Source organism: uncultured Streptococcus sp. (assembly GCF_963516575.1).
Taxonomy (GTDB): domain Bacteria; phylum Bacillota; class Bacilli; order Lactobacillales; family Streptococcaceae; genus Streptococcus.
Window position 1 is genome coordinate 1 of the sequence record NZ_CAUQCP010000039.1, and the last position, 20,545, is coordinate 20,545.

Annotated in this window: 25 protein-coding genes and 1 pseudogene; 20 read left to right on the forward strand and 6 right to left on the reverse strand. The window is 39.1% G+C overall.

The window, feature by feature from the left end; genetic code table 11:
- The 4 genes and pseudogenes from RWM06_RS07475 to RWM06_RS07490 all read left to right on the forward strand — a co-directional run.
- Positions 1-1,558 (forward strand): annotated as a pseudogene (locus RWM06_RS07475) (hypothetical protein); the annotation flags it as partial.
- A 277-nt stretch (positions 1,559-1,835) separates the two neighbouring features.
- Positions 1,836-2,492, forward strand: coding sequence for a response regulator transcription factor VncR (gene vncR / locus RWM06_RS07480; RefSeq protein WP_313970671.1), 657 nt, complete (start codon positions 1,836-1,838; stop codon positions 2,490-2,492).
- Entirely contained in the window at positions 2,489-3,817 is a 1,329-nt protein-coding gene (gene vncS, locus RWM06_RS07485) for a sensor histidine kinase VncS (protein WP_313970672.1), read from the forward strand. The genes vncR and vncS overlap by 4 nt, the downstream gene beginning before the upstream one ends.
- Before the next feature lie 140 nt (positions 3,818-3,957).
- The gene (locus RWM06_RS07490) at positions 3,958-4,839 is read left to right on the forward strand and encodes a class II fructose-bisphosphate aldolase (RefSeq protein WP_001018999.1); all 882 of its coding nucleotides are present in this window, start codon (positions 3,958-3,960) and stop codon (positions 4,837-4,839) included.
- A 155-nt stretch (positions 4,840-4,994) separates the two neighbouring features.
- On the opposite strand, the gene RWM06_RS07495 is transcribed toward RWM06_RS07490, so the two are convergent.
- Complete coding sequence (locus RWM06_RS07495) at positions 4,995-5,456, reverse strand: transcriptional regulator (protein WP_313970673.1); 462 nt, start codon at positions 5,454-5,456, stop codon at positions 4,995-4,997.
- Between the two features lie 230 nt (positions 5,457-5,686).
- On the opposite strand from RWM06_RS07495, the gene RWM06_RS07500 reads away from it, so the two are divergent.
- The 3 genes from RWM06_RS07500 to RWM06_RS07510 are packed head-to-tail and all read left to right on the forward strand — an operon-like array spanning position 5,687 to position 6,629.
- Positions 5,687-5,926 carry a hypothetical protein gene (locus RWM06_RS07500; protein ID WP_313970674.1) on the forward strand — a complete coding sequence of 80 codons (240 nt, stop codon included), beginning with the start codon at positions 5,687-5,689 and terminating at the stop codon, positions 5,924-5,926.
- A 21-nt stretch (positions 5,927-5,947) separates the two neighbouring features.
- Entirely contained in the window at positions 5,948-6,364 is a 417-nt protein-coding gene (locus RWM06_RS07505; protein ID WP_313970675.1) for a hypothetical protein, read from the forward strand.
- A gap of 58 nt (positions 6,365-6,422) precedes the next feature.
- On the forward strand, positions 6,423-6,629 hold the full coding sequence (locus RWM06_RS07510; RefSeq protein WP_313970676.1) for a hypothetical protein: 207 nt from the start codon (positions 6,423-6,425) through the stop codon (positions 6,627-6,629).
- 116 nt (positions 6,630-6,745) lie between these two features.
- Here RWM06_RS07510 and RWM06_RS07515 read toward each other — a convergent pair whose 3' ends face one another.
- On the reverse strand, positions 6,746-6,925 hold the full coding sequence (locus tag RWM06_RS07515; RefSeq protein WP_313970677.1) for a hypothetical protein: 180 nt from the start codon (positions 6,923-6,925) through the stop codon (positions 6,746-6,748).
- A gap of 205 nt (positions 6,926-7,130) precedes the next feature.
- On the opposite strand from RWM06_RS07515, the gene RWM06_RS07520 reads away from it, so the two are divergent.
- The 4 genes from RWM06_RS07520 (at position 7,131) to RWM06_RS07535 (ending at position 10,401) form a co-directional block, all read left to right on the forward strand.
- Positions 7,131-8,123: an ATP-binding cassette domain-containing protein gene (locus tag RWM06_RS07520; RefSeq protein ID WP_001240792.1), complete on the forward strand. Its 993-nt coding sequence runs from the start codon at positions 7,131-7,133 to the stop codon at positions 8,121-8,123.
- Position 8,124: 1 nt separating this feature from the next.
- Positions 8,125-8,943: an ABC-2 family transporter protein gene (locus RWM06_RS07525; protein ID WP_313970678.1), complete on the forward strand. Its 819-nt coding sequence runs from the start codon at positions 8,125-8,127 to the stop codon at positions 8,941-8,943.
- A gap of 1 nt (position 8,944) precedes the next feature.
- Positions 8,945-9,730 carry an ABC transporter permease gene (locus RWM06_RS07530; RefSeq protein ID WP_313970679.1) on the forward strand — a complete coding sequence of 262 codons (786 nt, stop codon included), beginning with the start codon at positions 8,945-8,947 and terminating at the stop codon, positions 9,728-9,730.
- 362 nt (positions 9,731-10,092) lie between these two features.
- Positions 10,093-10,401, forward strand: coding sequence for a hypothetical protein (locus RWM06_RS07535; protein WP_313970680.1), 309 nt, complete (start codon positions 10,093-10,095; stop codon positions 10,399-10,401).
- A gap of 186 nt (positions 10,402-10,587) precedes the next feature.
- Here the strand turns inward: RWM06_RS07535 and RWM06_RS07540 are convergent, their stop codons facing one another.
- Positions 10,588-10,947 (reverse strand): DUF3397 family protein, encoded by a 360-nt coding sequence (locus RWM06_RS07540; protein ID WP_012972478.1) that lies wholly within the window; start codon positions 10,945-10,947, stop codon positions 10,588-10,590.
- Positions 10,948-11,038: 91 nt separating this feature from the next.
- Here RWM06_RS07540 and RWM06_RS07545 point away from each other — a divergent pair, with 91 nt between their 5' ends.
- The 6 genes from RWM06_RS07545 (at position 11,039) to RWM06_RS07570 (ending at position 16,167) form a co-directional block, all read left to right on the forward strand.
- Complete coding sequence (locus tag RWM06_RS07545) at positions 11,039-11,995, forward strand: TIGR01212 family radical SAM protein (protein ID WP_313970681.1); 957 nt, start codon at positions 11,039-11,041, stop codon at positions 11,993-11,995.
- Positions 11,979-12,536, forward strand: coding sequence for a class I SAM-dependent methyltransferase (locus tag RWM06_RS07550; protein WP_313970682.1), 558 nt, complete (start codon positions 11,979-11,981; stop codon positions 12,534-12,536). The genes RWM06_RS07545 and RWM06_RS07550 overlap by 17 nt, the downstream gene beginning before the upstream one ends.
- Positions 12,529-12,783, forward strand: coding sequence for a hypothetical protein (locus RWM06_RS07555; RefSeq protein ID WP_000361085.1), 255 nt, complete (start codon positions 12,529-12,531; stop codon positions 12,781-12,783). Before RWM06_RS07550 ends, RWM06_RS07555 begins: the two co-directional genes overlap by 8 nt.
- Before the next feature lie 11 nt (positions 12,784-12,794).
- The gene (locus RWM06_RS07560) at positions 12,795-14,849 is read left to right on the forward strand and encodes a sodium:proton antiporter (protein WP_313970683.1); all 2,055 of its coding nucleotides are present in this window, start codon (positions 12,795-12,797) and stop codon (positions 14,847-14,849) included.
- A 141-nt stretch (positions 14,850-14,990) separates the two neighbouring features.
- Complete coding sequence (locus tag RWM06_RS07565) at positions 14,991-15,851, forward strand: YihY/virulence factor BrkB family protein (RefSeq protein ID WP_313970684.1); 861 nt, start codon at positions 14,991-14,993, stop codon at positions 15,849-15,851.
- 112 nt (positions 15,852-15,963) lie between these two features.
- The gene (locus tag RWM06_RS07570) at positions 15,964-16,167 is read left to right on the forward strand and encodes a hypothetical protein (protein ID WP_001127305.1); all 204 of its coding nucleotides are present in this window, start codon (positions 15,964-15,966) and stop codon (positions 16,165-16,167) included.
- A gap of 86 nt (positions 16,168-16,253) precedes the next feature.
- On the opposite strand, the gene RWM06_RS07575 is transcribed toward RWM06_RS07570, so the two are convergent.
- The gene (locus tag RWM06_RS07575) at positions 16,254-16,862 is read right to left on the reverse strand and encodes a hypothetical protein (RefSeq protein WP_313970687.1); all 609 of its coding nucleotides are present in this window, start codon (positions 16,860-16,862) and stop codon (positions 16,254-16,256) included.
- A gap of 131 nt (positions 16,863-16,993) precedes the next feature.
- Here RWM06_RS07575 and RWM06_RS07580 point away from each other — a divergent pair, with 131 nt between their 5' ends.
- Complete coding sequence (locus RWM06_RS07580) at positions 16,994-17,197, forward strand: hypothetical protein (RefSeq protein ID WP_313969794.1); 204 nt, start codon at positions 16,994-16,996, stop codon at positions 17,195-17,197.
- A 201-nt stretch (positions 17,198-17,398) separates the two neighbouring features.
- Here RWM06_RS07580 and queA read toward each other — a convergent pair whose 3' ends face one another.
- Complete coding sequence (gene queA / locus RWM06_RS07585) at positions 17,399-18,427, reverse strand: tRNA preQ1(34) S-adenosylmethionine ribosyltransferase-isomerase QueA (RefSeq protein WP_313970688.1); 1,029 nt, start codon at positions 18,425-18,427, stop codon at positions 17,399-17,401.
- Between the two features lie 150 nt (positions 18,428-18,577).
- Here queA and RWM06_RS07590 point away from each other — a divergent pair, with 150 nt between their 5' ends.
- A complete protein-coding gene (locus RWM06_RS07590; RefSeq protein ID WP_313970685.1) occupies positions 18,578-19,285 on the forward strand; it encodes a glucosamine-6-phosphate deaminase in 708 nt (235 codons plus the stop codon).
- Between the two features lie 203 nt (positions 19,286-19,488).
- On the opposite strand, the gene RWM06_RS07595 is transcribed toward RWM06_RS07590, so the two are convergent.
- On the reverse strand, positions 19,489-20,073 hold the full coding sequence (locus RWM06_RS07595; protein ID WP_313970686.1) for a rhomboid family intramembrane serine protease: 585 nt from the start codon (positions 20,071-20,073) through the stop codon (positions 19,489-19,491).
- 200 nt (positions 20,074-20,273) lie between these two features.
- Here RWM06_RS07595 and rpsU point away from each other — a divergent pair, with 200 nt between their 5' ends.
- Positions 20,274-20,450, forward strand: a complete 177-nt coding sequence (gene rpsU, locus RWM06_RS07600; RefSeq protein ID WP_000048054.1) for a 30S ribosomal protein S21 — start codon at positions 20,274-20,276, stop codon at positions 20,448-20,450.
- Positions 20,451-20,545: the final 95 nt, after the last annotated feature.

Consider the following 20,545-nt stretch of genomic DNA (forward strand, 5'->3'; position numbering starts at 1 on the left):
AATGCCAAAATCAGACGAGCCAGCAACACCAGCATCAAAAGTAGAGGAACCAGCGGCTCCGGCACCAAAAGTAGAAGAGCCAACGTCTCCAGCACCAAAAGTGGAGGAATCAACGTCTCCAGCACCAAAAGTGGAGGAACCAGCGGCAACAACGCCGAAAGCGGAAGAGCCAGCAGGAACTGAACCAAAAACGGAAGAACCAGCAGCGACAACACCGAAGGCGGAAGAACCAGCAGCGACAACACCGAAGGCGGAAGAACCAGCATCAGGAACAACACCAAAAGCAGAAGAACCAGTGGCAACAATGCCAAAATCAGAGGAGCCAGCGTCTTCAACACCAAAAGTAGAGGCGCCAGTAGCAACAGCTGATCCGAAAGCAGACGAACCAACTGCAACAATACCGAAAGTAGCAAATCCAACTGAAGTAGCACCTAAAGATGAAAAACTTGAGGAAGCAAAAAAAGATGGAAAAGATATTATTGAAAAAATTGCCTCTTCAAAACTTAGTGAAATTGAAAAAGTTAAAGATGAAGCAGAAAAAACAAAATTAAAAGAAAAATTAAATGAATTAAAAGATGCAGCATTAAAAGCAATAGATAATGCTAAAGATCACGATGTTGCTGTAGATGCTACAGCTGAGTATCAAAGTAAAATTGATGAAATTGATGTTCCAGGTGAAGAATTACCAACACCAAACTATAACAAAGATAATTTAACAAATGGCCGTAATGAAGGTACTACTATTGACAATGGAAGTACGGTAATAGGTCATGGTTCAGGTGAAGCTACGGCAACCAGCCCAACACAGCCTGCTACTGAAGAAAGATCCACTTCAACAGCATCTCCAACACAACCAGCTTCAACAGGAACTACAACGGGAACTTCAAGTTTTAGAAATGCTCCATCAGTTCAAGCAAGAGCAAGAAGAGTAGCACGTTCAACATCAGAACCAGATGGCACTGTAAATATTAGCTATAACTTCGCTGGAATGCCAGATATTCATGGTTTCCTATCTGACCCAGGAGAAAATAACACTGTCATGATTCCTGCTGGAACTAATGAAGAACAGGCAAAAGAATTAGTAAAAGAAAAAATTCAAGCCAAGATAAAAGACCTAGCTACTAGAGGGTATTATGTAAAAAATGATATTATTTTTGAACAAGATACTACTGTGAAAAATTATAATTACGTCGTTACATTCACTAAGGAGGCTACAGGAACTTCAGGGTTCAGAATGGCTCCAGCAGTTCAACCGCGCGCTAGCAGAAATCGTAGAAGTCTAGAACAGCCAGCTCCTCAAAAGGTCAAAGTAAATGTATTTTATAACTTTGATAAAATGAAAGATATTGCAGGTTTTCTGGGAGATATCAATGGAACTCCTCTTGAAATCGCGGAAGGTTCAACAAATGAAGAGGTGAAAGTAGCAGTTAAGAACCAAGTTGAAGCTAAGAAAGAAGAGTTGAGCAAACGTGGCTACACTTTCAAAGAGGACTATGTCTATCAATCTAATGGGAAAGATTATAACTACGTTGTAACATTTTCAAAAGTAACCAAATAACGTTCATTTCCATAGGGAGTGAAATGTGAGCAGAGAGAGCAATAAGCTCTCTTTGTTTTATCTAGTAACAAGTTTCTTAAAGACAAAAGGCCAATAAGAGACTATAATAAATAGAGTAGGTATTTATTATAATACTCTTCGAAAATCTCTTCAAACCACGTCAGCTTTATCTGCAACCTCAAAGCTGTGCTTTGAGCAACCTGCGGCTAGCTTCCTAGTTTGCTTTTTGATTTTCATTGAGTATAAGAAAAATAAAAAAATAGAGAGCAGTTAAAGTATGAAAATTTTAATTGTAGAAGATGAAGAGATGATCCGTGAGGGGATCAGTGATTATTTGACGGATTGTGGTTATGAAACCATTGAGGCTGCAGATGGGCAAGAAGCCTTAGAAAAATTTTCCAGCTATGAAGTAGCCTTGGTTTTACTGGATATTCAGATGCCCAAGATCAACGGCCTAGAAGTCCTAGCTGAGATTCGTAAAACCAGCCAGGTTCCTGTCTTGATGCTGACTGCCTTTCAGGATGAGGAATACAAGATGAGTGCTTTTGCATCTCTGGCAGATGGCTATCTGGAAAAGCCTTTTTCTCTGTCCCTCTTAAAAGTGAGGATAGACGCGATTTTCAAGCGCTACTATGATACAGGACGAATCTTCTCCTATAAGGATGCCAAGGTGGACTTTGAGAGCTACAGTGCCAGCCTCGCAGGTCAAGAAGTGGCTATCAATGCCAAAGAGTTAGAAATCCTTGACTACTTGGTGAAAAATGAAGGAAGGGCCTTGACCCGATCTCAGATAATTGATGCCGTTTGGAAAGCGACAGATGAGATCCCCTTTGACCGTGTCATCGATGTCTATATCAAGGAATTGCGGAAAAAGCTAGACTTGGACTGCATCCTCACTGTGCGCAATGTTGGTTATAAATTGGAGCGAAAATGAAACGAACAGGTTTATTTACAAAGATATTTATCTATACATTCTCGATTTTTAGTATTCTAGTCGTCTGTCTCCATTTAGCCATTTATTTTCTCTTTCCCTCGACTTATCTGAGCCACCGTCAGGAAACCATTGGCCAGAAAGCGACAGCCATTGCTCAGTCCCTAGAAGGGAAAGATAGGCAGAGTATCGAGCAAGTGTTAGACTTGTATTCCCAGACCAGTGATATCAAGGGAGCAGTCAAGGGAGAGATGACCGAGGACAAGTTAGAAGTCAAGGAAGGTTTTCCTCTGGACACGGACCGCCAGACCACCTCCCTCTTTATCGAGGAGCGTGAGGTGAAAACGCAAGCCGGTGGTAGCATGACTCTCCAGTTTCTAGCATCCATGGACCTGCAAAAGGAAGCGGAGCAGATTAGTCTCCAATTTCTTCCCTATACCTTGCTGGCATCCTTTCTGATTTCACTTTTGGTAGCCTATATCTATGCTCGGACCATTGTTGCTCCAATCTTGGAAATCAAGCGCGTAACTCGTAGAATGATGGAACTGGATGCCCAAGTGCGATTGCGCGTGGATTCTAAGGATGAGATTGGGGATCTCAAGGAACAAATCAATAGCCTCTACCAGCATCTTTTGACTGTCATTGCGGACTTGCATGACAAGAATGAAGCTATTCTCCAGTTGGAAAAGATGAAGGTCGAATTCCTACGAGGGGCTTCTCATGAATTGAAAACACCGCTGGCTAGTTTGAAAATCCTGATCGAAAATATGAAAGAAAATATCGGTCGCTATAAGGATAGAGACCACTATCTGGGAGTTGCCTTAGGAATTGTGGATGAGCTCAATCACCACGTTCTCCAGATACTTTCTCTCTCTTCTGTGCAGGAATTACGAGATGATAGGGAACAAATTGACCTACACCAGATGACGCAAAGTCTGGTTAAGGATTATGCCTTACTAGCCAAGGAAAGAGAACTCCAGATAGACAATAGCTTGAGCCGTCAGCAGGTCTATCTAAATCCATCTGTCATGAAATTAATTCTTTCTAACCTCATTAGCAATGCCATTAAGCACTCTGTTCCAGGTGGCTTAGTTCGTATTGGAGAAAGAGAAGGGGAACTTTTTATAGAAAATAGCTGTAGTCCAGAAGAACAAGAAAAACTAGCCCAGTCTTTTTCTGACAATGCTAGTCGCAAGGCCAAGGGGTCTGGGATGGGGCTCTTTGTGGTTAAGAGTTTGTTAGAACATGAAAAATTACCCTATCGTTTTGAAATGAAAGAGAATTGTTTAACCTTCTTCATAGTTTTTCCAAAAGTTGGCAAAGACTAGGGAGAGAAAGGGTTTACATAGATGAAGTTAGAAGAAATTCAATCGAAACTACGGGAAAAACTAGATTTTTTTGTCAAAAAGTGATAAAATGAACAATGTAAATGGGATGACCCATAAAAATATACAGGAGGCCTGATAAAATGGCAATCGTTTCAGCAGAAAAATTTGTCCAAGCAGCTCGTGACAACGGTTATGCAGTTGGTGGATTTAACACAAACAACCTTGAGTGGACTCAAGCTATCTTGCGTGCAGCAGAAGCTAAAAAAGCTCCAGTTTTGATCCAAACTTCAATGGGTGCTGCTAAATACATGGGTGGTTACAAAGTTGCTCGCAACTTGATCGCTAACCTTGTTGAATCAATGGGTATCACTGTACCAGTAGCTATCCACCTTGACCACGGTCACTACGAAGATGCACTTGAGTGTATCGAAGTTGGTTACACTTCAATCATGTTTGATGGTTCACACCTTCCAGTTGAAGAAAACCTTAAATTGGCTAAAGAAGTTGTTGAAAAAGCACACGCTAAAGGTATCTCAGTAGAAGCTGAAGTTGGTACTATCGGTGGTGAAGAAGACGGAATCATCGGTAAAGGTGAATTGGCTCCAATCGAAGACGCTAAAGCAATGGTTGCAACTGGTATCGACTTCTTGGCAGCTGGTATCGGTAACATCCATGGTCCTTACCCAGCAAACTGGGAAGGTCTTGACCTTGATCACTTGCAAAAATTGACAGAAGCTCTTCCTGGATTCCCAATCGTATTGCACGGTGGATCAGGTATTCCTGATGAGCAAATCCAAGCAGCTATCAAACTTGGTGTTGCGAAAGTTAACGTTAACACTGAATGCCAAATCGCATTCGCTAACGCAACTCGTAAATTTGCTCGTGACTACGAAGCAAACGAAGCAGAATACGACAAGAAAAAACTCTTCGACCCACGTAAATTCTTGGCTGACGGTGTAAAAGCTATCCAAGCATCAGTTGAAGAACGTATCGACGTATTCGGTTCAGAAGGTAAAGCTTAATCTAGCTGAACAGTACAGATGAAACCTGCCCATTGGGTGGGTTTTTTGTTTTGTTTGGTTAAACGAACGTTATTATCGTACAAATAAAAATAAGCGAAAAACGATAAAATAATTGTTCGTCTTTTGCTTATTGTTTTAATTTTACGAAATAAATATTATTTCTTGTCTTTTGAGTTCATTAAGGCTGCAACAACTGGAGCACCAATTATTGCTGCAAGTGGGCCCATAATTTTAGCAGCAAGTTTTACAGTAGATGAAGCAGCAATTAATGAAGATACTTCACTAATTTGCTCTAAATCTATAGATTTGTTCTCAGATGCTGCATATTTTTCTGATTCATCAAAAAAATTTAGCAACAACTCTGCTCTGTTAGCTCTGTCTTGATCTGTCGTTTTTAAATTTTCAATTTCAAAATCTATTACGGTACGTAATGCAATATAGTGGAGTTTCGTTAATCTATTATTTTGATTTTCAAGATTACTGATGGTTTGTTTAGTAACTCCTATAAGATTGCCTAGATCTAAACTTGTCCAATTTAAAATCAGCCTAATAGCTTTTAAGTTATTTTGTAGAATTAATCTTGTATCTTCAGTTGATGGATATTTTTCTTTTAACATATCTTCTTACCTATAATTTTCTATTTCTATTATAACAAAAATAAAATATAATTTAAATAGTTGTCTACGATAAAATAGTTTACATTGACAAAAATAAAATATTTGTATAAAATAATTGACAATTTAAAAATATTGTACTATACTATATTTAACTAAATAAGAGGAGAAGTAGAATTTAATTTAGATAATTATAGTAAAACTATTTTAAAAAAATTAAGAGGTGTGTTTTTATGGATATTCAATTATTGTTTATTTTATTATTAATTTCTTTTTCTACCTTTCTATTGATTAGAAAGAGCGTAATGGCTAAAAAGTTTACAGACTTTTTGATAAGTAATAGAGGTCAAGAAATAAATTTCATAGAATCTGGAGACTTAAGTGTCTTAGAATGTGCAAAAATACTGAACAAAAAATACAAAATTGGATTAATTAATTCATATATTGTAGTTAATTCAATAAAAGTAAGATGAAATCGAAACAAGGGAAAAATAATGAAAATTAATATGGAAAGAATCGAAACACGAGCACAAATCGTATTAAACCGAACAAAAAGAATATCAAAATCTGCAGGTAATAATATACATAAAGCTGGGAAGAAGTGTCTAAATTTTGTAGAAAAACATCCTGAACTTATTTCTATAATTACATTGGTTTCTATAAGTTTGTTGACTAATAAAAATGCTCTTAATCAAAAATGGACTAATGATTTGGAAGATACAGAGCGAATCCAAACATCAGATGATTCAACCTTTTCTGAACTGCTACAAGAAGAACAAGCTATTAATCATATTTATCCTGATGAAAGAAAATCTCCTTGTGTACATTTATATCATCTAGGCGAAAATACTTTTGTAAGAGGAGGAACAGAAATAGAAAAAGAGGAATTCCGTAAAGAGAATAACTTGTAGTTTTACACTCTATATTTGATTGAAACATAATTTAAAAAGGACAAAGAGAGGTAATTATATGTCAAAATTATATACGTGCGAAGAATGTGGTGGAGAGTTCACTAAGAGAGAGCTTAATTGGGATGGTAGTGATCATACTGATGGAGTTTACTATTGCAAAGACTGCTTTCGTTTTCTAGAACAATGTGGGATTGATGCGATGGATCCTGATGGTTTTGGGTATGATGAGTATGGGAATTGGGATCAAGAACGTTTAGGTTTTTAGATTTTTGTGAGCTTTGACTACTACATTAGATACAATTTTAGTTTATTTATCCACCAGCCTGCCCTTTTGGCAGGTTTTTTGGTGTTTTAAGGAGACTATTAAGCCAGAATTTTGGACTAATACTCTTCGAACCGCGTCAGCGTCGCCTTACCGTAGGTATGGTTACTGACTTCGTCAGTTCTATCCACAACCTCAAAACAGTGTTTTGAGCTGACTTCGTCAGTTTCATCTACAACCTCAAAGCAGTGTTTTGAGCAACCTGCGGCTAACTTCCTAGTTTGCTCTTTGATTTTCATTGAGTATAAAAGTCCCACTTTAAGAGAAAAATTTTCAATTTCATAAACTTTAGGCAAACGCTTGCATTCTATTTTTTATTGGACTATAATAGGTTGGTATAAAGTCTTGTGTAGTAATAAAATGTAGAAGGTATAGAAAGTAAGGATTTAGAATATTTGTAGTTAAAAATACAATGTTGCTATTCCTTGCGATAGGGAGATAGATATGGCAATGATAGAAGTGGAGCATCTTCAGAAAAATTTTGTGAAGACTGTTAAGGAACCAGGCTTGAAGGGGGCTTTGCGCTCCTTTATTCATCCTGAAAAGCAGACCTTTGAAGCGGTCAAGGATTTGACCTTTGAGGTCCCAAAGGGACAAATTTTAGGCTTTATAGGGGCTAATGGTGCTGGGAAGTCAACCACCATCAAAATGCTGACAGGGATTTTAAAACCGACATCTGGTTTTTGTCGGATTAATGGCAAGATTCCGCAGGATAATCGCCAAGATTATGTCAAGGATATTGGGGTTGTTTTTGGACAACGTACCCAGCTATGGTGGGATTTGGCACTGCAAGAGACCTACACGGTTTTAAAGGAGATTTATGATGTACCAGACTCGCTCTTTCATAAGCGCATGGATTTTTTGAATGAAGTCTTGGATTTGAAGGACTTTATCAAGGACCCCGTGCGAACTCTTTCACTGGGACAGCGCATGCGGGCGGACATTGCAGCTTCCTTGCTTCACAATCCCAAGGTTCTTTTTTTAGATGAGCCGACCATTGGTTTGGACGTTTCGGTCAAGGATAACATTCGTCGGGCTATTACTCAGATCAATCAAGAGGAAGAGACCACGATTCTCTTGACCACTCACGACTTGAGTGATATTGAGCAACTCTGTGATCGGATTTTTATGATAGACAAGGGGCAGGAGATTTTTGATGGAACGGTTAGCCAACTCAAGGAGACCTTTGGAAAGATGAAGACTCTTTCTTTTGAACTGCTACCAGGTCAAAGTCATCTCGTTTCTCACTATGAAGGCTTTTCGGATATGACTATTGATAGACAGGGGAATAGTCTCAACATTGAATTTGATAGTTCTCGCTACCAGTCAGCTGATATTATCAAGCAAACCTTGTCTGATTTTGAAATCCGCGATTTGAAGATGGTGGATACGGATATCGAGGACATTATCCGTCGCTTCTACCGAAAGGAGCTCTAAGATGGTCAAATTGTGGAGACGTTATAAACCCTTTATCAATGCAGGTGTTCAGGAATTGATTACCTATCGAGTCAACTTTATTCTCTATCGGATTGGCGATGTCATGGGCGCTTTTGTTGCTTTTTATCTATGGAAGGCTGTCTTTGATTCCTCGCAGGAGTCCTTGATTCAGGGCTTCAGCATGGCAGATATCACCCTCTACATCATCATGAGTTTTGTGACCAATCTGTTGACCAAGTCAGATTCTTCCTTCATGATTGGGGAGGAGGTCAAGGATGGCTCTATCATCATGCGTTTGTTGAGACCAGTGCATTTTGCGGCTTCTTATCTCTTCACCGAGCTTGGTTCCAAGTGGTTGATTTTTATCAGCGTTGGCCTTCCATTTTTAAGTGTCATTGTTTTGATGAAAATCTTATCTGGGCAAGGGATTGCAGAAGTGCTGGGATTAACTGTCCTTTATCTCTTTAGCTTAACGATCGCCTATCTGATTAACTTTTTCTTTAATATCTGTTTTGGTTTTTCTGCCTTTGTGTTTAAAAATCTTTGGGGTTCCAATCTACTAAAGACTTCCATAGTGGCCTTTATGTCTGGAAGTTTGATTCCCTTGGCTTTCTTTCCAAAGGTTGTTGCAGATATTCTGTCCTTCTTACCTTTTTCATCCTTGATTTATACCCCAGTCATGATTATTGTTGGGAAATACGATGCCAGTCAGATTCTTCAGGCGCTTTTACTCCAGTTTTTCTGGCTCTTAGTGATGGTGGGCTTGTCTCAGTTGATTTGGAAACGAGTCCAGTCATTTATCACCATTCAGGGAGGTTAGTATGAAAAAATATCAACGCATGCATCTGATTTTTATCAGACAATACATCAAGCAAATCATGGAATACAAGGTGGATTTTGTGGTTGGTGTGTTAGGTGTTTTCCTGACCCAAGGCTTGAACCTCTTGTTTCTTAATGTCATCTTTCAACATATTCCATCCCTAGAAGGTTGGACCTTTCAAGAGATTGCCTTTATCTATGGCTTTTCCTTGATTCCCAAGGGCTTGGACCACCTCTTTTTTGACAATCTCTGGGCGCTAGGGCAACGCCTAGTACGAAAAGGAGAATTTGATAAGTACCTGACGCGTCCAATCAATCCCCTCTTTCACATCTTAGTTGAGACCTTTCAGATTGATGCCTTGGGCGAACTCTTGGTCGGTGGTATCCTACTGGGGACAACAGTGACCAGCATTGATTGGACTCTTCCAAAATTCCTGCTTTTCCTAGTTTGTATTCCTTTTGCTACCTTGATTTATACTTCCTTGAAAATCGCGACAGCTAGTATCGCTTTTTGGACCAAGCAGTCAGGAGCCATGATTTATATTTTCTATATGTTCAATGATTTTGCCAAGTACCCGATTTCCATTTACAATTCTCTTCTTCGGTGGTTGATTAGTTTTATCGTGCCCTTTGCCTTTACGGCCTACTATCCTGCCAGCTATTTCTTGCAGGACAAGGATGTCTTCTTTAACATAGGAGGTTTGATGTTGATTTCCCTGGCTTTCTTTGTCATTTCCCTTAAACTTTGGGATAGGGGCTTAGAGGCCTACGAAAGTGCGGGTTCTTAAGTTGAATACTATCAAAGCCTTGTCTTAGGACAGGCTTTTTCTAATAGAGATGAAAATTCCTTGACATCCATTCTCAGAGTGCTATACTGTAAGGGTAATCGCCGATTTAGCTCAGTTGGTAGAGCAAGGCACTCGTAAAGCCTAGGTCACAGGTTCAATCCCTGCAATCGACAAAGTGAAGAAGCTCATTAGGCTTCTTTTCTTTTATCTTAACTATTCAACCACTTAGACCGATATAGCGACCAGATAGACAAAAGACCTTGTTCTTGAAAATGACCTCTGTTATAATGATTTTTGTAAGGAACAGGAGGCGTCACTATCAGATAAGTCAAGTTCCTAAAAAAGAAATTGGAGATAAAGAAATGAAAAAGTTATTGGGGATTGTATTTTTAGTAGCAGCAGCGACAGTAGTGTATTTTGGTTCTGTTGGCTGGCCAAGTTTAGATGTCAACCTCTGGTCACTGATTCCGATAGGCTTGTTCCTCTTTTTCACTCTAGAGAATCTTTTGAAAAAGAATTACAAGGCTAGTCTGATGTGTTTAATTATTTCCTTTATCATCGCAAATGCAATTTTGGACCTTTTGCCAATTTCAAGTGGCTTGGTGATTGGAGCAGGTGTGCTGGCTTGTGTAGGTATTGGTTATCTCTTTCCTGATAAAGAAGGAAAATAATACTCTTCGAAAATCTCTTCAAACCACGTCAGCTTCACCTTGCCGTACTCAAGTACTGTTTGAGGCTATCTTCCTAGTTTGCTTTTTGATTTTCATTGAGTATAAGAATTATAAAAAAAGATATAAAGAAAAAACACTTCAACCACTGTATTTTAGTTTGATTGAGGTGTTTTTGATTTCATTTTTTTATTTCTGAGCCATCAATTCAACAATCATCTCGATATACATGACAAGAGTCAATAAGAACCCTGCACGCCAGAAGAATTTGATGAATTTAGGATAGTAGAAGCTACGTTTTTTCAAAAGGAAGAAAAAAACGAGGATAATGGCTAGAAGTGAGAGGGCTAGGCCCAGTCTAGGAAGAAAATTATGGGTAAAGGTTTTAGCTGTAATCAAGTAATACTCAAATACCAAAACTGGAAAAGCCAAATCCGCAAAGTTTCGTCCTAGTTTTTTTAATCTAAAAAGTTTGGTTATGATAATGCAGACTACTAGAGTCAGTATCAATAATAAAATAGAGGCTAATTTCATTAAAATCATATCCATATTGTATCATAAAAAATGGCTATTGGGAACGAGAAACAGAGGAATTTATAGGAAAGTCAGGCTTTTGAGATTGTGGGTGTTTTTTGTTATAATGAAGGTTATGAAATCTTATAATACCTTGAATGATTATTATCGAAAACTCTTTGGAGAAAAGACCTTTAAAGTCCCTATTGATGCGGGATTTGACTGTCCCAATCGTGATGGAACTGTAGCTCATGGAGGATGTACTTTTTGTACGGTTTCAGGTTCTGGAGATGCTATCGTAGCACCAGACGCGCCTATCCGTGAGCAATTTTATAAGGAAATTGACTTTATGCACCGCAAGTGGCCAGATGTTCAGAAGTATCTGGTTTATTTTCAAAATTTTACCAACACCCATGAAAAGGTGGAAGTCATTCGAGAGCGCTATGAGCAGGCTATCAATGAGCCAGGTGTAGTAGGAATCAATATTGGAACAAGACCAGACTGTTTGCCAGATGAAACCATCGAATATTTGGCTGAGTTATCGGAGCGCATGCATGTAACAGTTGAATTGGGCTTGCAGACCACTTATGAAACAACCTCTGACCTGATTAACCGTGCCCACTCTTATGAATTGTACGTGGAAACGGTCAAGCGTTTGAGAAAGTATCCCAAGATTGAGATTGTTTCCCATCTGATCAATGGTTTGCCTGGTGAAACCCATGAGATGATGCTTGAAAATGTCCGTCGCTGTGTAACGGATAATGATATTCAAGGAATTAAACTGCATTTGCTTCACCTCATGACCAATACGCGTATGCAGCGGGATTACCACGAGGGGCGTTTGCAACTAATGAGTCAGGATGAGTATGTTAAGGTTATCTGTGACCAACTGGAAATTATTCCCAAACATATTGTCATCCACCGAATCACGGGAGATGCACCTAGAGATATGCTGATTGGTCCTATGTGGAGCCTCAATAAATGGGAAGTGCTAAATGCTATTGAAATTGAAATGCGACGTCGTGGAAGTGTGCAAGGATGTAAGGCTGTAAAACAGGAGTTTGAAAATGAAAAGACCACTTGAAATGGCACATGATTTTTTGGCTGAGGTTGTAACTCAGGACGATATCGTAGTGGATGCGACCATGGGAAATGGTCATGACACGCTTTTTTTAGCCAAACTAGCCAAGAAAGTCTATGCCTTTGATATTCAGGAGCAAGCCTTGGAAAAGACCCAAGAGCGTTTGGACCAGGCTGGAATGATAAATGCCCAGTTAATCTTGCAAGGCCATGAGACTCTGGACCAGTTTGTGACAGAAGCCAAGGCAGGGATTTTTAATCTGGGCTATTTACCGTCAGCTGATAAATCCGTCATTACCAAGCCTCAGACAACTATTGAAGCCTTAGAAAAGCTGTGTGGCTTACTTGTCAAAGGTGGACGGATTGCCATTATGATCTACTATGGTCATGAAGGAGGAGACCTTGAGAGGGATGCTGTCTTGGATTTTGTTAGCCGGTTGAACCAACAAGAGTACACAGCTGCCATTTACCGAACCCTGAACCAAGTTAATAACCCGCCATTTTTAGTAATGATTGAAAAATTAGAGAGATATAGACATGGATAAACAATACCTACGTGAAAAGCTGGATGCCATGCGCCAGAATTTTGTTGAATCAACCCACCACGAACGAGCGGTGGGTGTGCTTGACCAAGCGCATATGAGCAAAAAAATGCTTAAAATCAAGAAAAAATTAGTTGCTCTCGAAATGGAACGGTGTCAGAGAAAAATTGAGCATAAAGATTGTTCCAAGATTGACCAAAAAATCAAAGAGCAGAAGGAGATATTTGAATCCTGTTGTAAAAAAGATTAAGGAGGACGTGCGTGGAATTACTGATTTACCTCATCCTATTTTTACTGGTTTTGATTGTCTCAAGTACCACCAATAAGCTCCTGCCCTTTTTACCTCTCCCTTTGGTGCAGATTCTTTTGGGAATCGTGATTGGTCTCTTTTTACCCAATACCGACTTTCATCTCAATACAGAGTTGTTTTTGGCCCTGGTTATCGGGCCCTTGCTTTTTCGAGAGTCGGAAGAAGCGGACATTACAGCTATTTTAAAACACTGGCGAATCATTGTCTACCTCATATTTCCAGTAATTTTCATCTCGACCCTGAGTTTGGGTGGCTTGGCCCATCTTCTTTGGCTCAGTCTTCCCTTAGCGGCTTGCTTGGCTGTTGGGGCAGCTCTTGGTCCTACGGACTTGGTGGCTTTTGCTTCTCTTTCGGAGCGTTTTAGCTTTCCTAAGCGCGTGTCCAATATCCTTAAGGGTGAAGGACTCTTGAATGATGCATCTGGTTTGGTTGCCTTTCAGGTAGCTTTGACAGCTTGGACAACGGGAGCCTTTTCCCTTGGGCAAGCGAGTAGTTCGCTCATCTTTTCAATCCTAGGCGGTTTTTTGATTGGCTTTTTAACAGCCATGACCAACCGTTTCCTCCATAGCTTCTTGCTAAGTGTGAGAGCAACGGATATTGCTAGTGAGCTCCTTCTGGAATTGAGTTTGCCCTTGGTAACCTTCTTCCTGGCAGAAGAAGTCCACGTTTCAGGGATTATTGCCGTTGTAGTTGCTGGGATTTTAAAGGCAAGCCGTTTTAAGAAAATTACGCTCCTCGAAGCCCAAGTGGATACGGTTACCGAGACGGTTTGGCACACAGTGAACTTTATGCTCAACGGTTCTGTCTTTGTGATTTTAGGGATGGAGCTAGAAATGATAGCAGAGCCTATCTTGACCAATCCAATCTATAATCCCTTACTGTTATTGGTATCTCTTATAGCCCTTACCTTTCTCCTCTTTGCTATTCGTTTTGTCATGATTTATGGCTATTATGCCTATAGGACTAGACGTCTCAAGAAAAAGTTAAATAAGTATATGAAGGACATGCTTCTCTTGACCTTCTCAGGTGTTAAGGGAACGGTGTCGATTGCTACGATTCTTTTGATACCAAGTAATCTAGAGCAGGAGTATCCTCTCTTGCTTTTCCTTGTTGCAGGTGTGACGCTTGTAAGTTTTTTAACAGGTCTCTTGATCCTGCCCCATCTTTCGGATGAACAGGAAGAAAGCAAGGATTATCTTATGCATATCGCCATTTTGAATGAGGTTACTTCGGAGTTAGAAAAAGAACTTGAAACTCATAAGAATAAGCTCCCTCTCTATGCAGCCATTGACAATTACCATGGACGAATAGAGAATCTTATCCTGAGTCAAGAAAATAAGGGTGAACAAGAGGACTGGGAGGCCTTGAAACTTCTCATCCTCAGTATTGAAAGTGATGGTTTGGAACAGGCTTACGAAGAAGACAAGATGAGTGAGCGTGCCTATCGAGTTTACCAACGTTATTTGAAAAACATGGAACAAAGTATCAATCGCAAGTTTGCTTCACGATTGACCTATTATTTCCTTGTTTCCTTGCGGATTTTACGTTTTCTCCTTCATGAGGTCTTTACCTTAGGCAAGACCTTCCGTAGTTGGAAAAATGCAGAATCACAGAAACTCAGAGCCCTTGACTATGACCAAATTGCAGAGCTCTATCTAGAAAATACAGAGATGATTATCGAAAGTCTGGAGAACCTTAAAGGGGTTTATAAGAGTTCTTTAATCAGTTTCATGCAGGATTCTCGTCTCCGAGAAACAGCTATTATCACCAGTGGAGCCTTTGTCGAACGGGTTATCAACCGTGTCAAGCCCAATAATATCGATGAAATGCTGAGAGGATATTATCTAGAAAGAAAATTAATCTTTGAGTATGAAGAAAAAAGATTGATTACAACAAAATACGCTAAGAAATTGCGGCAAAATGTCAACAATTTAGAAAATTATTCCTTAAAGGAAGCAGCCAATACCTTGCCTTATGACATGATGGAATTGGTAAGAAGAAATTAGTTAATACTCTTCGAAAATCTCTTCAAACCACGTCAGCTCTATCTGCAACCTCAAAACAGTGTTTTGAGCAACCTGCGGCTAGCTTCCTAGTTTGCTCTTTGATTTTCATTGAGTATAAGATTGTAAGTGGAGGAGTGTGACATGAAGAAGTGGTGGAAAGAGCTGATAGACAAGCCTTTATTAAAAGCCTTTTTGAATTATTATCAAGCATCAGATAGTGAGTTGACCAGTGTCGCAGTGGCCTATTATTGGTTGATTTCGATTTTCCCCCTGCTTTTGGTGGTGGTCAATATCCTCCCTTATTTTCAGATTCCAGTTTCTAATTTTTTAAAGGTTGTCAATGAATTTTTGCCAGAAACCATGTATGATGTGGTCGCAAAGATTATTACAGAAGTGCTGACCCAACCGTCAACGGGCTTATTGAGTTTTGCGGTTTTGTCAGCCCTCTGGACCTTTTCAAAATCAATGAATTTCCTACAGAAAGCCTTCAATAAAGCTTACGGAGTAGCTAAAAATCGTGGAATGATTTCTAGTCAGCTCATGAGTTTGTTTGTCAGTTTTGGCTTGCAGATTCTCTTCGCCTCAGCTCTGTTTTTGAGTGTTTTTGGCCGCATGCTTCTCAACCTTATCAAGAGCTACTGGAAATCGGATAGTCCTCTCTTTGATTATCTGCAAGACCTAACAGGCCCCTTGGTCTATGCCTTGATTTTTGCTATCTTGGTCATGCTTTATTATTTCCTGCCTAATGTTACGGTCCGACGAATTCGCTATGTGTTGCCAGGTAGTGCCTTTGTCATGCTGACTCTGGTCTTACTACTTAATATCTTTTCAGTCTATGTCAACAATTATGTCAATCACCTAGTGGACGTGCGTTTTTTCAGTTCCGTCGTCGTGGTGGTCATGATGTTCTGGTTTATTCTCATTGCTAAGATTTTGATTGTCGGCGCGGTGATTAATGCCAGTGTGCAGAGTTTGAAAGATCCGAGCTTTAGAATAAATTAATTCATTTTTTATCCATAACAAAACGCATAATATGAAAATTCCACGAGGTCAACTACAGTCAGAAAGCTGAACAACAAGCCAAAACGCCCAAAAAAGGCGGCAAAAAGCAAACGTGCCGAAATGGTCAAATCCTGATTATGTCAACGAATTAGACCCAAAAATCGTTGATATGCTAGTAGAATTTCACAAGTCACAAGGCACTTTGGAAACTCCCGAGGCGCAAGCAGAAATCGCCCAAAAACGTGAAGAAATCGAGCAAAGGAGAGCTGAGCTTGAGGATAAAAAACAAGAGCTTTTGAACCGCTTGAACAAATAGAGTTTCGCAAGTATTATGCTTACAAATTACTTGAGCAATTAACTAAAATATAAACCCTGCCTTTATATCTAGGCAGGGTTTATATTTTAGAAATTCACGTAGGTTGTTTCGGTTTTTACATACCCAGTATAATCTGAGTTTCTATAGTATCCAGTGATAAACTTCCATTTTCTTTGAGCAACATGGATATAAGTATTTGTTATGTAGTATGGATATGGGCTTTGTGACTCCAAGTAACTCTCATAAGCTTGCGTACCAATATATGCTCCACTAATTATGCCACCCCATGGGCCACCCACCATAGAACCTATAAGAGCAAAAAACGCGGATATTCCAGATTGAATCATGAAGTTAGCGAATGTGTTGGCTAGTTTATTCCCATGTATTGTGTTGACGTAATTCCAAACATTAGGATCGTATGATCTAAAAGATATATTTAGGTCGATTTCATTCTTTTGATAATCCATATAAAATGACCCATTGATATAGACACCATCAGCACGTTGTTCAATAGTGTCTACACTTCCATCTGGATTGACCACCTCAAGAACTTCATCACTTAAAATATTTACTTGCGTATCTCCGAACCGCACTGATGAGCCATTCTTAAACTGAGTCTCACCAGATACAACTTTAGAGTTTGCCGATAAGCTATCATCAGCAAAAACAACAAGCGACGGGGAAATGCTAGACATACAGAAAACAGACATAGCTAGCAAACACATGCATTTAGACATCTTAGACATAACGGAAACTCCTTTGTATTTTTGATTTTTTTCAACTTTTATTATACAATAAAACCAAATAAAAAGAAAGCGGTAACAATATGCTTAATGCGAAAATTTTTTATATATTTTTATATTTGATCGTTATCGAAACTACAGGCTTGTTGTTGTTGAAAAACGGTCTTGAAAGAGGTTATTTAGATACAGGAGCTATCATCCTCGCAATTTTTTCATTTGCTTTTTACAACCTATGTTCATTCGCTTGGGTCTGCTCTACAATAAAAAAAACAATAAAAAATAAATAGGACAAATTGGAGGCTAACACCTCCGATTTTTTGTATGCAGACCTCGAATTTTCGTTTTTTCATGCAATTTTTACGCATTTTTGGTGCTGAGACGGCGATTCTGAGAGTTTTTCAGACTTTTTTGCGACCTTGTTCTATCATTAGAAAAGCTTAGAGCACCAAAGGATTTTGCCTGATAATATGCGTTTTTTCATTATGAAATTAATAGATAAACATGGCATCGCCAAAACTAAAGAAGCGGTAGTGTTCTTGGATGGCATGGTGGTAGGCATCTAATACTAATTCGCGACCTGCAAATGCAGAAACCAGCATGACCAGAGTTGATTTTGGCAGGTGGAAGTTAGTTGAGAAGGCATCAACAACCTTCCATTCATAGCCAGGTTTGATAAAGATATTGGTCCAGCCAGAATCTGCTTGGATTTGCCCATCAAACTTGGAACCAATGGTCTCCAAGGTGCGGATAGAAGTGGTTCCGATAGCGATGACACGACCACCATTTTCTTTGACAGAGCGAAGGGTTGCAGCCGCTTCCTCAGAAAGCTGGTAGAATTCTGAGTGCATTTCGTGTTCGTCCAAATTGTCAACTGAAACGGGTCTAAAGGTTCCGAGTCCGACATGGAGAGTCAGATAGACCAGATGGACACCCTTAGCTTGGATTTCTGCTAGCAGTTCTTTGGTGAAGTGAAGACCAGCAGTAGGTGCTGCTGCAGAGCCACTTTCCTTGGCGTAGACGGTTTGATAACGTTCACGGTCATCCAATTTTTCGTGGATATAAGGTGGCAGAGGCATTTCACCTAGACTTTCCAAGACTTCTAGGAAAATTCCTTGGTATTCAAAGCGGACAATACGGCCCCCGTGGGTCAATTCTTCCGTAACGACAGCGCTGAGACGGCCATCACCAAAGCTGACACGAGTACCGACCTTGAGGCGTTTGGCAGGTTTAGCCAGAACTTCCCACTCATCGCCAGCAGTGTTTTTGAGCAGGAGAAGTTCCACATGACCTCCAGTTTCTTCCTTTTGACCATAGAGGCGGGCAGGGAGAACTCGGGTGTCGTTCATGACAAGGGCGTCGCCAGGTTCCAGCATATCAATAATAGAGTGGAAGTGTTTATCCTGCATTTTTCCAGTCTCACGGTTTACAATGAGGAGTTTAGAAGCATCCCGTTTTTCAAGGGGCGTTTGGGCAATTAATTCCTCGGGTAAGTGGAAATCAAAATCAGCTGTATTCATATATCTGTTCATTCTTTCTAAGTTCTAATCCTATCCATTATAACATGTTTCAAGTATAGTCGCTCTTTTTTTAGAAATTAAATCGTTTTCACTTGACAAAAATTGGTCTATACCATATAATAAATATAGATTGAAACGGAGGATAAAAAGATGAAAGTTATTAAAGTTGAAAACCAAATCGAAGGTGGAAAAGTTGCTTTTGAGATTTTGAAGGAAAAATTAGCCAACGGCGCTCAAACCCTAGGACTTGCGACAGGAAGTAGCCCACTTGAATTTTACAAGGAAATTGTTGAGAGTGACCTTGATTTTTCAAATCTAACCAGTGTCAACCTTGATGAGTATGTAGGGCTTGATGGGGACAACCCACAGTCTTATCGTTACTTCATGCAAGAAAACTTGTTTAACCAAAAACCATTTAAAGAAAGTTTCTTGCCTCGTGGGGTTAAGGACAATGCTGAAGCTGAAGTTGAACGCTACAACCAAATTTTGGCTGACCATCCTGTTGACCTCCAAATCTTGGGAATCGGTCGCAATGGACATATCGGATTTAATGAACCTGGTACTCCATTTGACAGTCAAACGCATCTAGTCGAACTTGATCAGTCTACTATCGAAGCTAATGCGCGCTTCTTTGACAAGATTGAAGACGTTCCAACCCAAGCCATTTCAATGGGGATTAAAAACATCTTGGATGCTAAGTCTATTATTCTTTTTGCTTACGGTGCATCAAAAGCAGAAGCCATTGCCGGAACAGTGTCTGGACCAGTAACTGAGAATCTACCAGCAAGTAGCTTGCAAAATCATCCAGATGTGACCATCATCGCAGATGCTGAAGCGCTTAGCTTACTTGAAAAATAAAAATTACAAGAACCACTTGCTCTTTGGAGTGAGTGGTTTTTTACTTCAAATGTTCACTATCCTGCTAAAAGAAATTTTTCTGTAAATCACCATAACAGTTTTCGATATTTCATATAAAAAGGCATCCAATAGAAAATTCTTAAATGTCTGTAAACTTTGATATAATCGTATTGACTATTTTTTATGATACTATACGATTTTTATTAAGACAGTCGATAGTTGTTGATGCTGGAAACCATGATATAACTGGCAATTCCTGACATGTGAAGAAAGGTTGAAATCCAGCCTGTTATACTTGGTAGAAGCATGGTGAGAGATAGAACGATTAGAAGGATATAAAATAGTTTTAATCCTAAATTGAAATTTTTCCATATACTAAACATACTCATCACCCCACCCGTTACAAAAGCATAGCCAATAGCAGAGATACCCGATGCTTGAATGTTTTGATTCTGTGTTAATAGATGGAATACAATTGAAGATATTACCATAGAAGTAATAAAAACTAAAAATACATATTTTGATCCCCTTTTATACTCCAATAGCCCACCAAAAGGAAGTAACATTAAAGTATTTAAAACTAAATGAAACCATATAAACCATACTGGTGCTTCTTTACTTCCATGCATAAATGTACCACTAAAGTATTGCCAACAATAAATTGGCTTTGAATGAAATGCAAATAAGTCATACATTACACTTCCCCAAAAGGTAGTAAGAATTCCTAGCAATAAACAAATTACAACTAAAATACTGACCACAGGGTAAATTTTTATGATTCTTTTCATGTTATAGACTCACTTCTAAATAATACTAATTTTTGCTAATCAATATGTGCCACTATTATATCATTTCCATCTATAAATGTTAATCAATTTTAACAAGATTAAAATTGAAGATAATATAAGTTTATGGCAGTTTTTTCTTGACAATTATTCCTTTTACGTGTAAAATAGAATAGATCTTGAACTTGAAGGGAGTGAAAAAAATGTCTAAAACAGTAGTACGTAAGAATGAATCTCTTGACGACGCACTTCGTCGTTTCAAACGTGCGGTTACTAAAGCTGGTACTCTTCAAGAAACACGCAAACGTGAATTCTATGAAAAACCTTCTGTAAAACGTAAACGTAAATCAGAAGCAGCTCGTAAACGTAAAAAATTCTAATTAGAAATGAAAGGCTAGAGAAATCTAGTCCTTTTTCTTTTAATACTCTTCGAAAATCTCTTCAAACCACGTCAACGTCGCCTTGCCGTAGATAT

Excerpts from the sequence above, each read along its gene's own strand:
- vncR (WP_313970671.1), top strand. The coding sequence starts at position 1,836 with ATGAAAATTTTAATTGTAGAAGATGAAGAGATGATCCGTGAGGGGATC.
- vncS (WP_313970672.1), top strand. The coding sequence starts at position 2,489 with ATGAAACGAACAGGTTTATTTACAAAGATATTTATCTATACATTCTCG.
- RWM06_RS07490 (WP_001018999.1), top strand. The coding sequence starts at position 3,958 with ATGGCAATCGTTTCAGCAGAAAAATTTGTCCAAGCAGCTCGTGACAAC.
- RWM06_RS07495 (WP_313970673.1), bottom strand. The coding sequence starts at position 5,456 with ATGTTAAAAGAAAAATATCCATCAACTGAAGATACAAGATTAATTCTA.
- RWM06_RS07500 (WP_313970674.1), top strand. The coding sequence starts at position 5,687 with ATGGATATTCAATTATTGTTTATTTTATTATTAATTTCTTTTTCTACC.
- RWM06_RS07505 (WP_313970675.1), top strand. The coding sequence starts at position 5,948 with ATGAAAATTAATATGGAAAGAATCGAAACACGAGCACAAATCGTATTA.
- RWM06_RS07510 (WP_313970676.1), top strand. The coding sequence starts at position 6,423 with ATGTCAAAATTATATACGTGCGAAGAATGTGGTGGAGAGTTCACTAAG.
- RWM06_RS07515 (WP_313970677.1), bottom strand. The coding sequence starts at position 6,925 with ATGAAAATCAAAGAGCAAACTAGGAAGTTAGCCGCAGGTTGCTCAAAA.
- RWM06_RS07520 (WP_001240792.1), top strand. The coding sequence starts at position 7,131 with ATGGCAATGATAGAAGTGGAGCATCTTCAGAAAAATTTTGTGAAGACT.
- RWM06_RS07525 (WP_313970678.1), top strand. The coding sequence starts at position 8,125 with ATGGTCAAATTGTGGAGACGTTATAAACCCTTTATCAATGCAGGTGTT.
- RWM06_RS07530 (WP_313970679.1), top strand. The coding sequence starts at position 8,945 with ATGAAAAAATATCAACGCATGCATCTGATTTTTATCAGACAATACATC.
- RWM06_RS07535 (WP_313970680.1), top strand. The coding sequence starts at position 10,093 with ATGAAAAAGTTATTGGGGATTGTATTTTTAGTAGCAGCAGCGACAGTA.
- RWM06_RS07540 (WP_012972478.1), bottom strand. The coding sequence starts at position 10,947 with ATGGATATGATTTTAATGAAATTAGCCTCTATTTTATTATTGATACTG.
- RWM06_RS07545 (WP_313970681.1), top strand. The coding sequence starts at position 11,039 with ATGAAGGTTATGAAATCTTATAATACCTTGAATGATTATTATCGAAAA.
- RWM06_RS07550 (WP_313970682.1), top strand. The coding sequence starts at position 11,979 with ATGAAAAGACCACTTGAAATGGCACATGATTTTTTGGCTGAGGTTGTA.
- RWM06_RS07555 (WP_000361085.1), top strand. The coding sequence starts at position 12,529 with ATGGATAAACAATACCTACGTGAAAAGCTGGATGCCATGCGCCAGAAT.
- RWM06_RS07565 (WP_313970684.1), top strand. The coding sequence starts at position 14,991 with ATGAAGAAGTGGTGGAAAGAGCTGATAGACAAGCCTTTATTAAAAGCC.
- RWM06_RS07575 (WP_313970687.1), bottom strand. The coding sequence starts at position 16,862 with ATGTCTAGCATTTCCCCGTCGCTTGTTGTTTTTGCTGATGATAGCTTA.
- RWM06_RS07580 (WP_313969794.1), top strand. The coding sequence starts at position 16,994 with ATGCTTAATGCGAAAATTTTTTATATATTTTTATATTTGATCGTTATC.
- queA (WP_313970688.1), bottom strand. The coding sequence starts at position 18,427 with ATGAATACAGCTGATTTTGATTTCCACTTACCCGAGGAATTAATTGCC.
- RWM06_RS07590 (WP_313970685.1), top strand. The coding sequence starts at position 18,578 with ATGAAAGTTATTAAAGTTGAAAACCAAATCGAAGGTGGAAAAGTTGCT.
- RWM06_RS07595 (WP_313970686.1), bottom strand. The coding sequence starts at position 20,073 with ATGAAAAGAATCATAAAAATTTACCCTGTGGTCAGTATTTTAGTTGTA.
- rpsU (WP_000048054.1), top strand. The coding sequence starts at position 20,274 with ATGTCTAAAACAGTAGTACGTAAGAATGAATCTCTTGACGACGCACTT.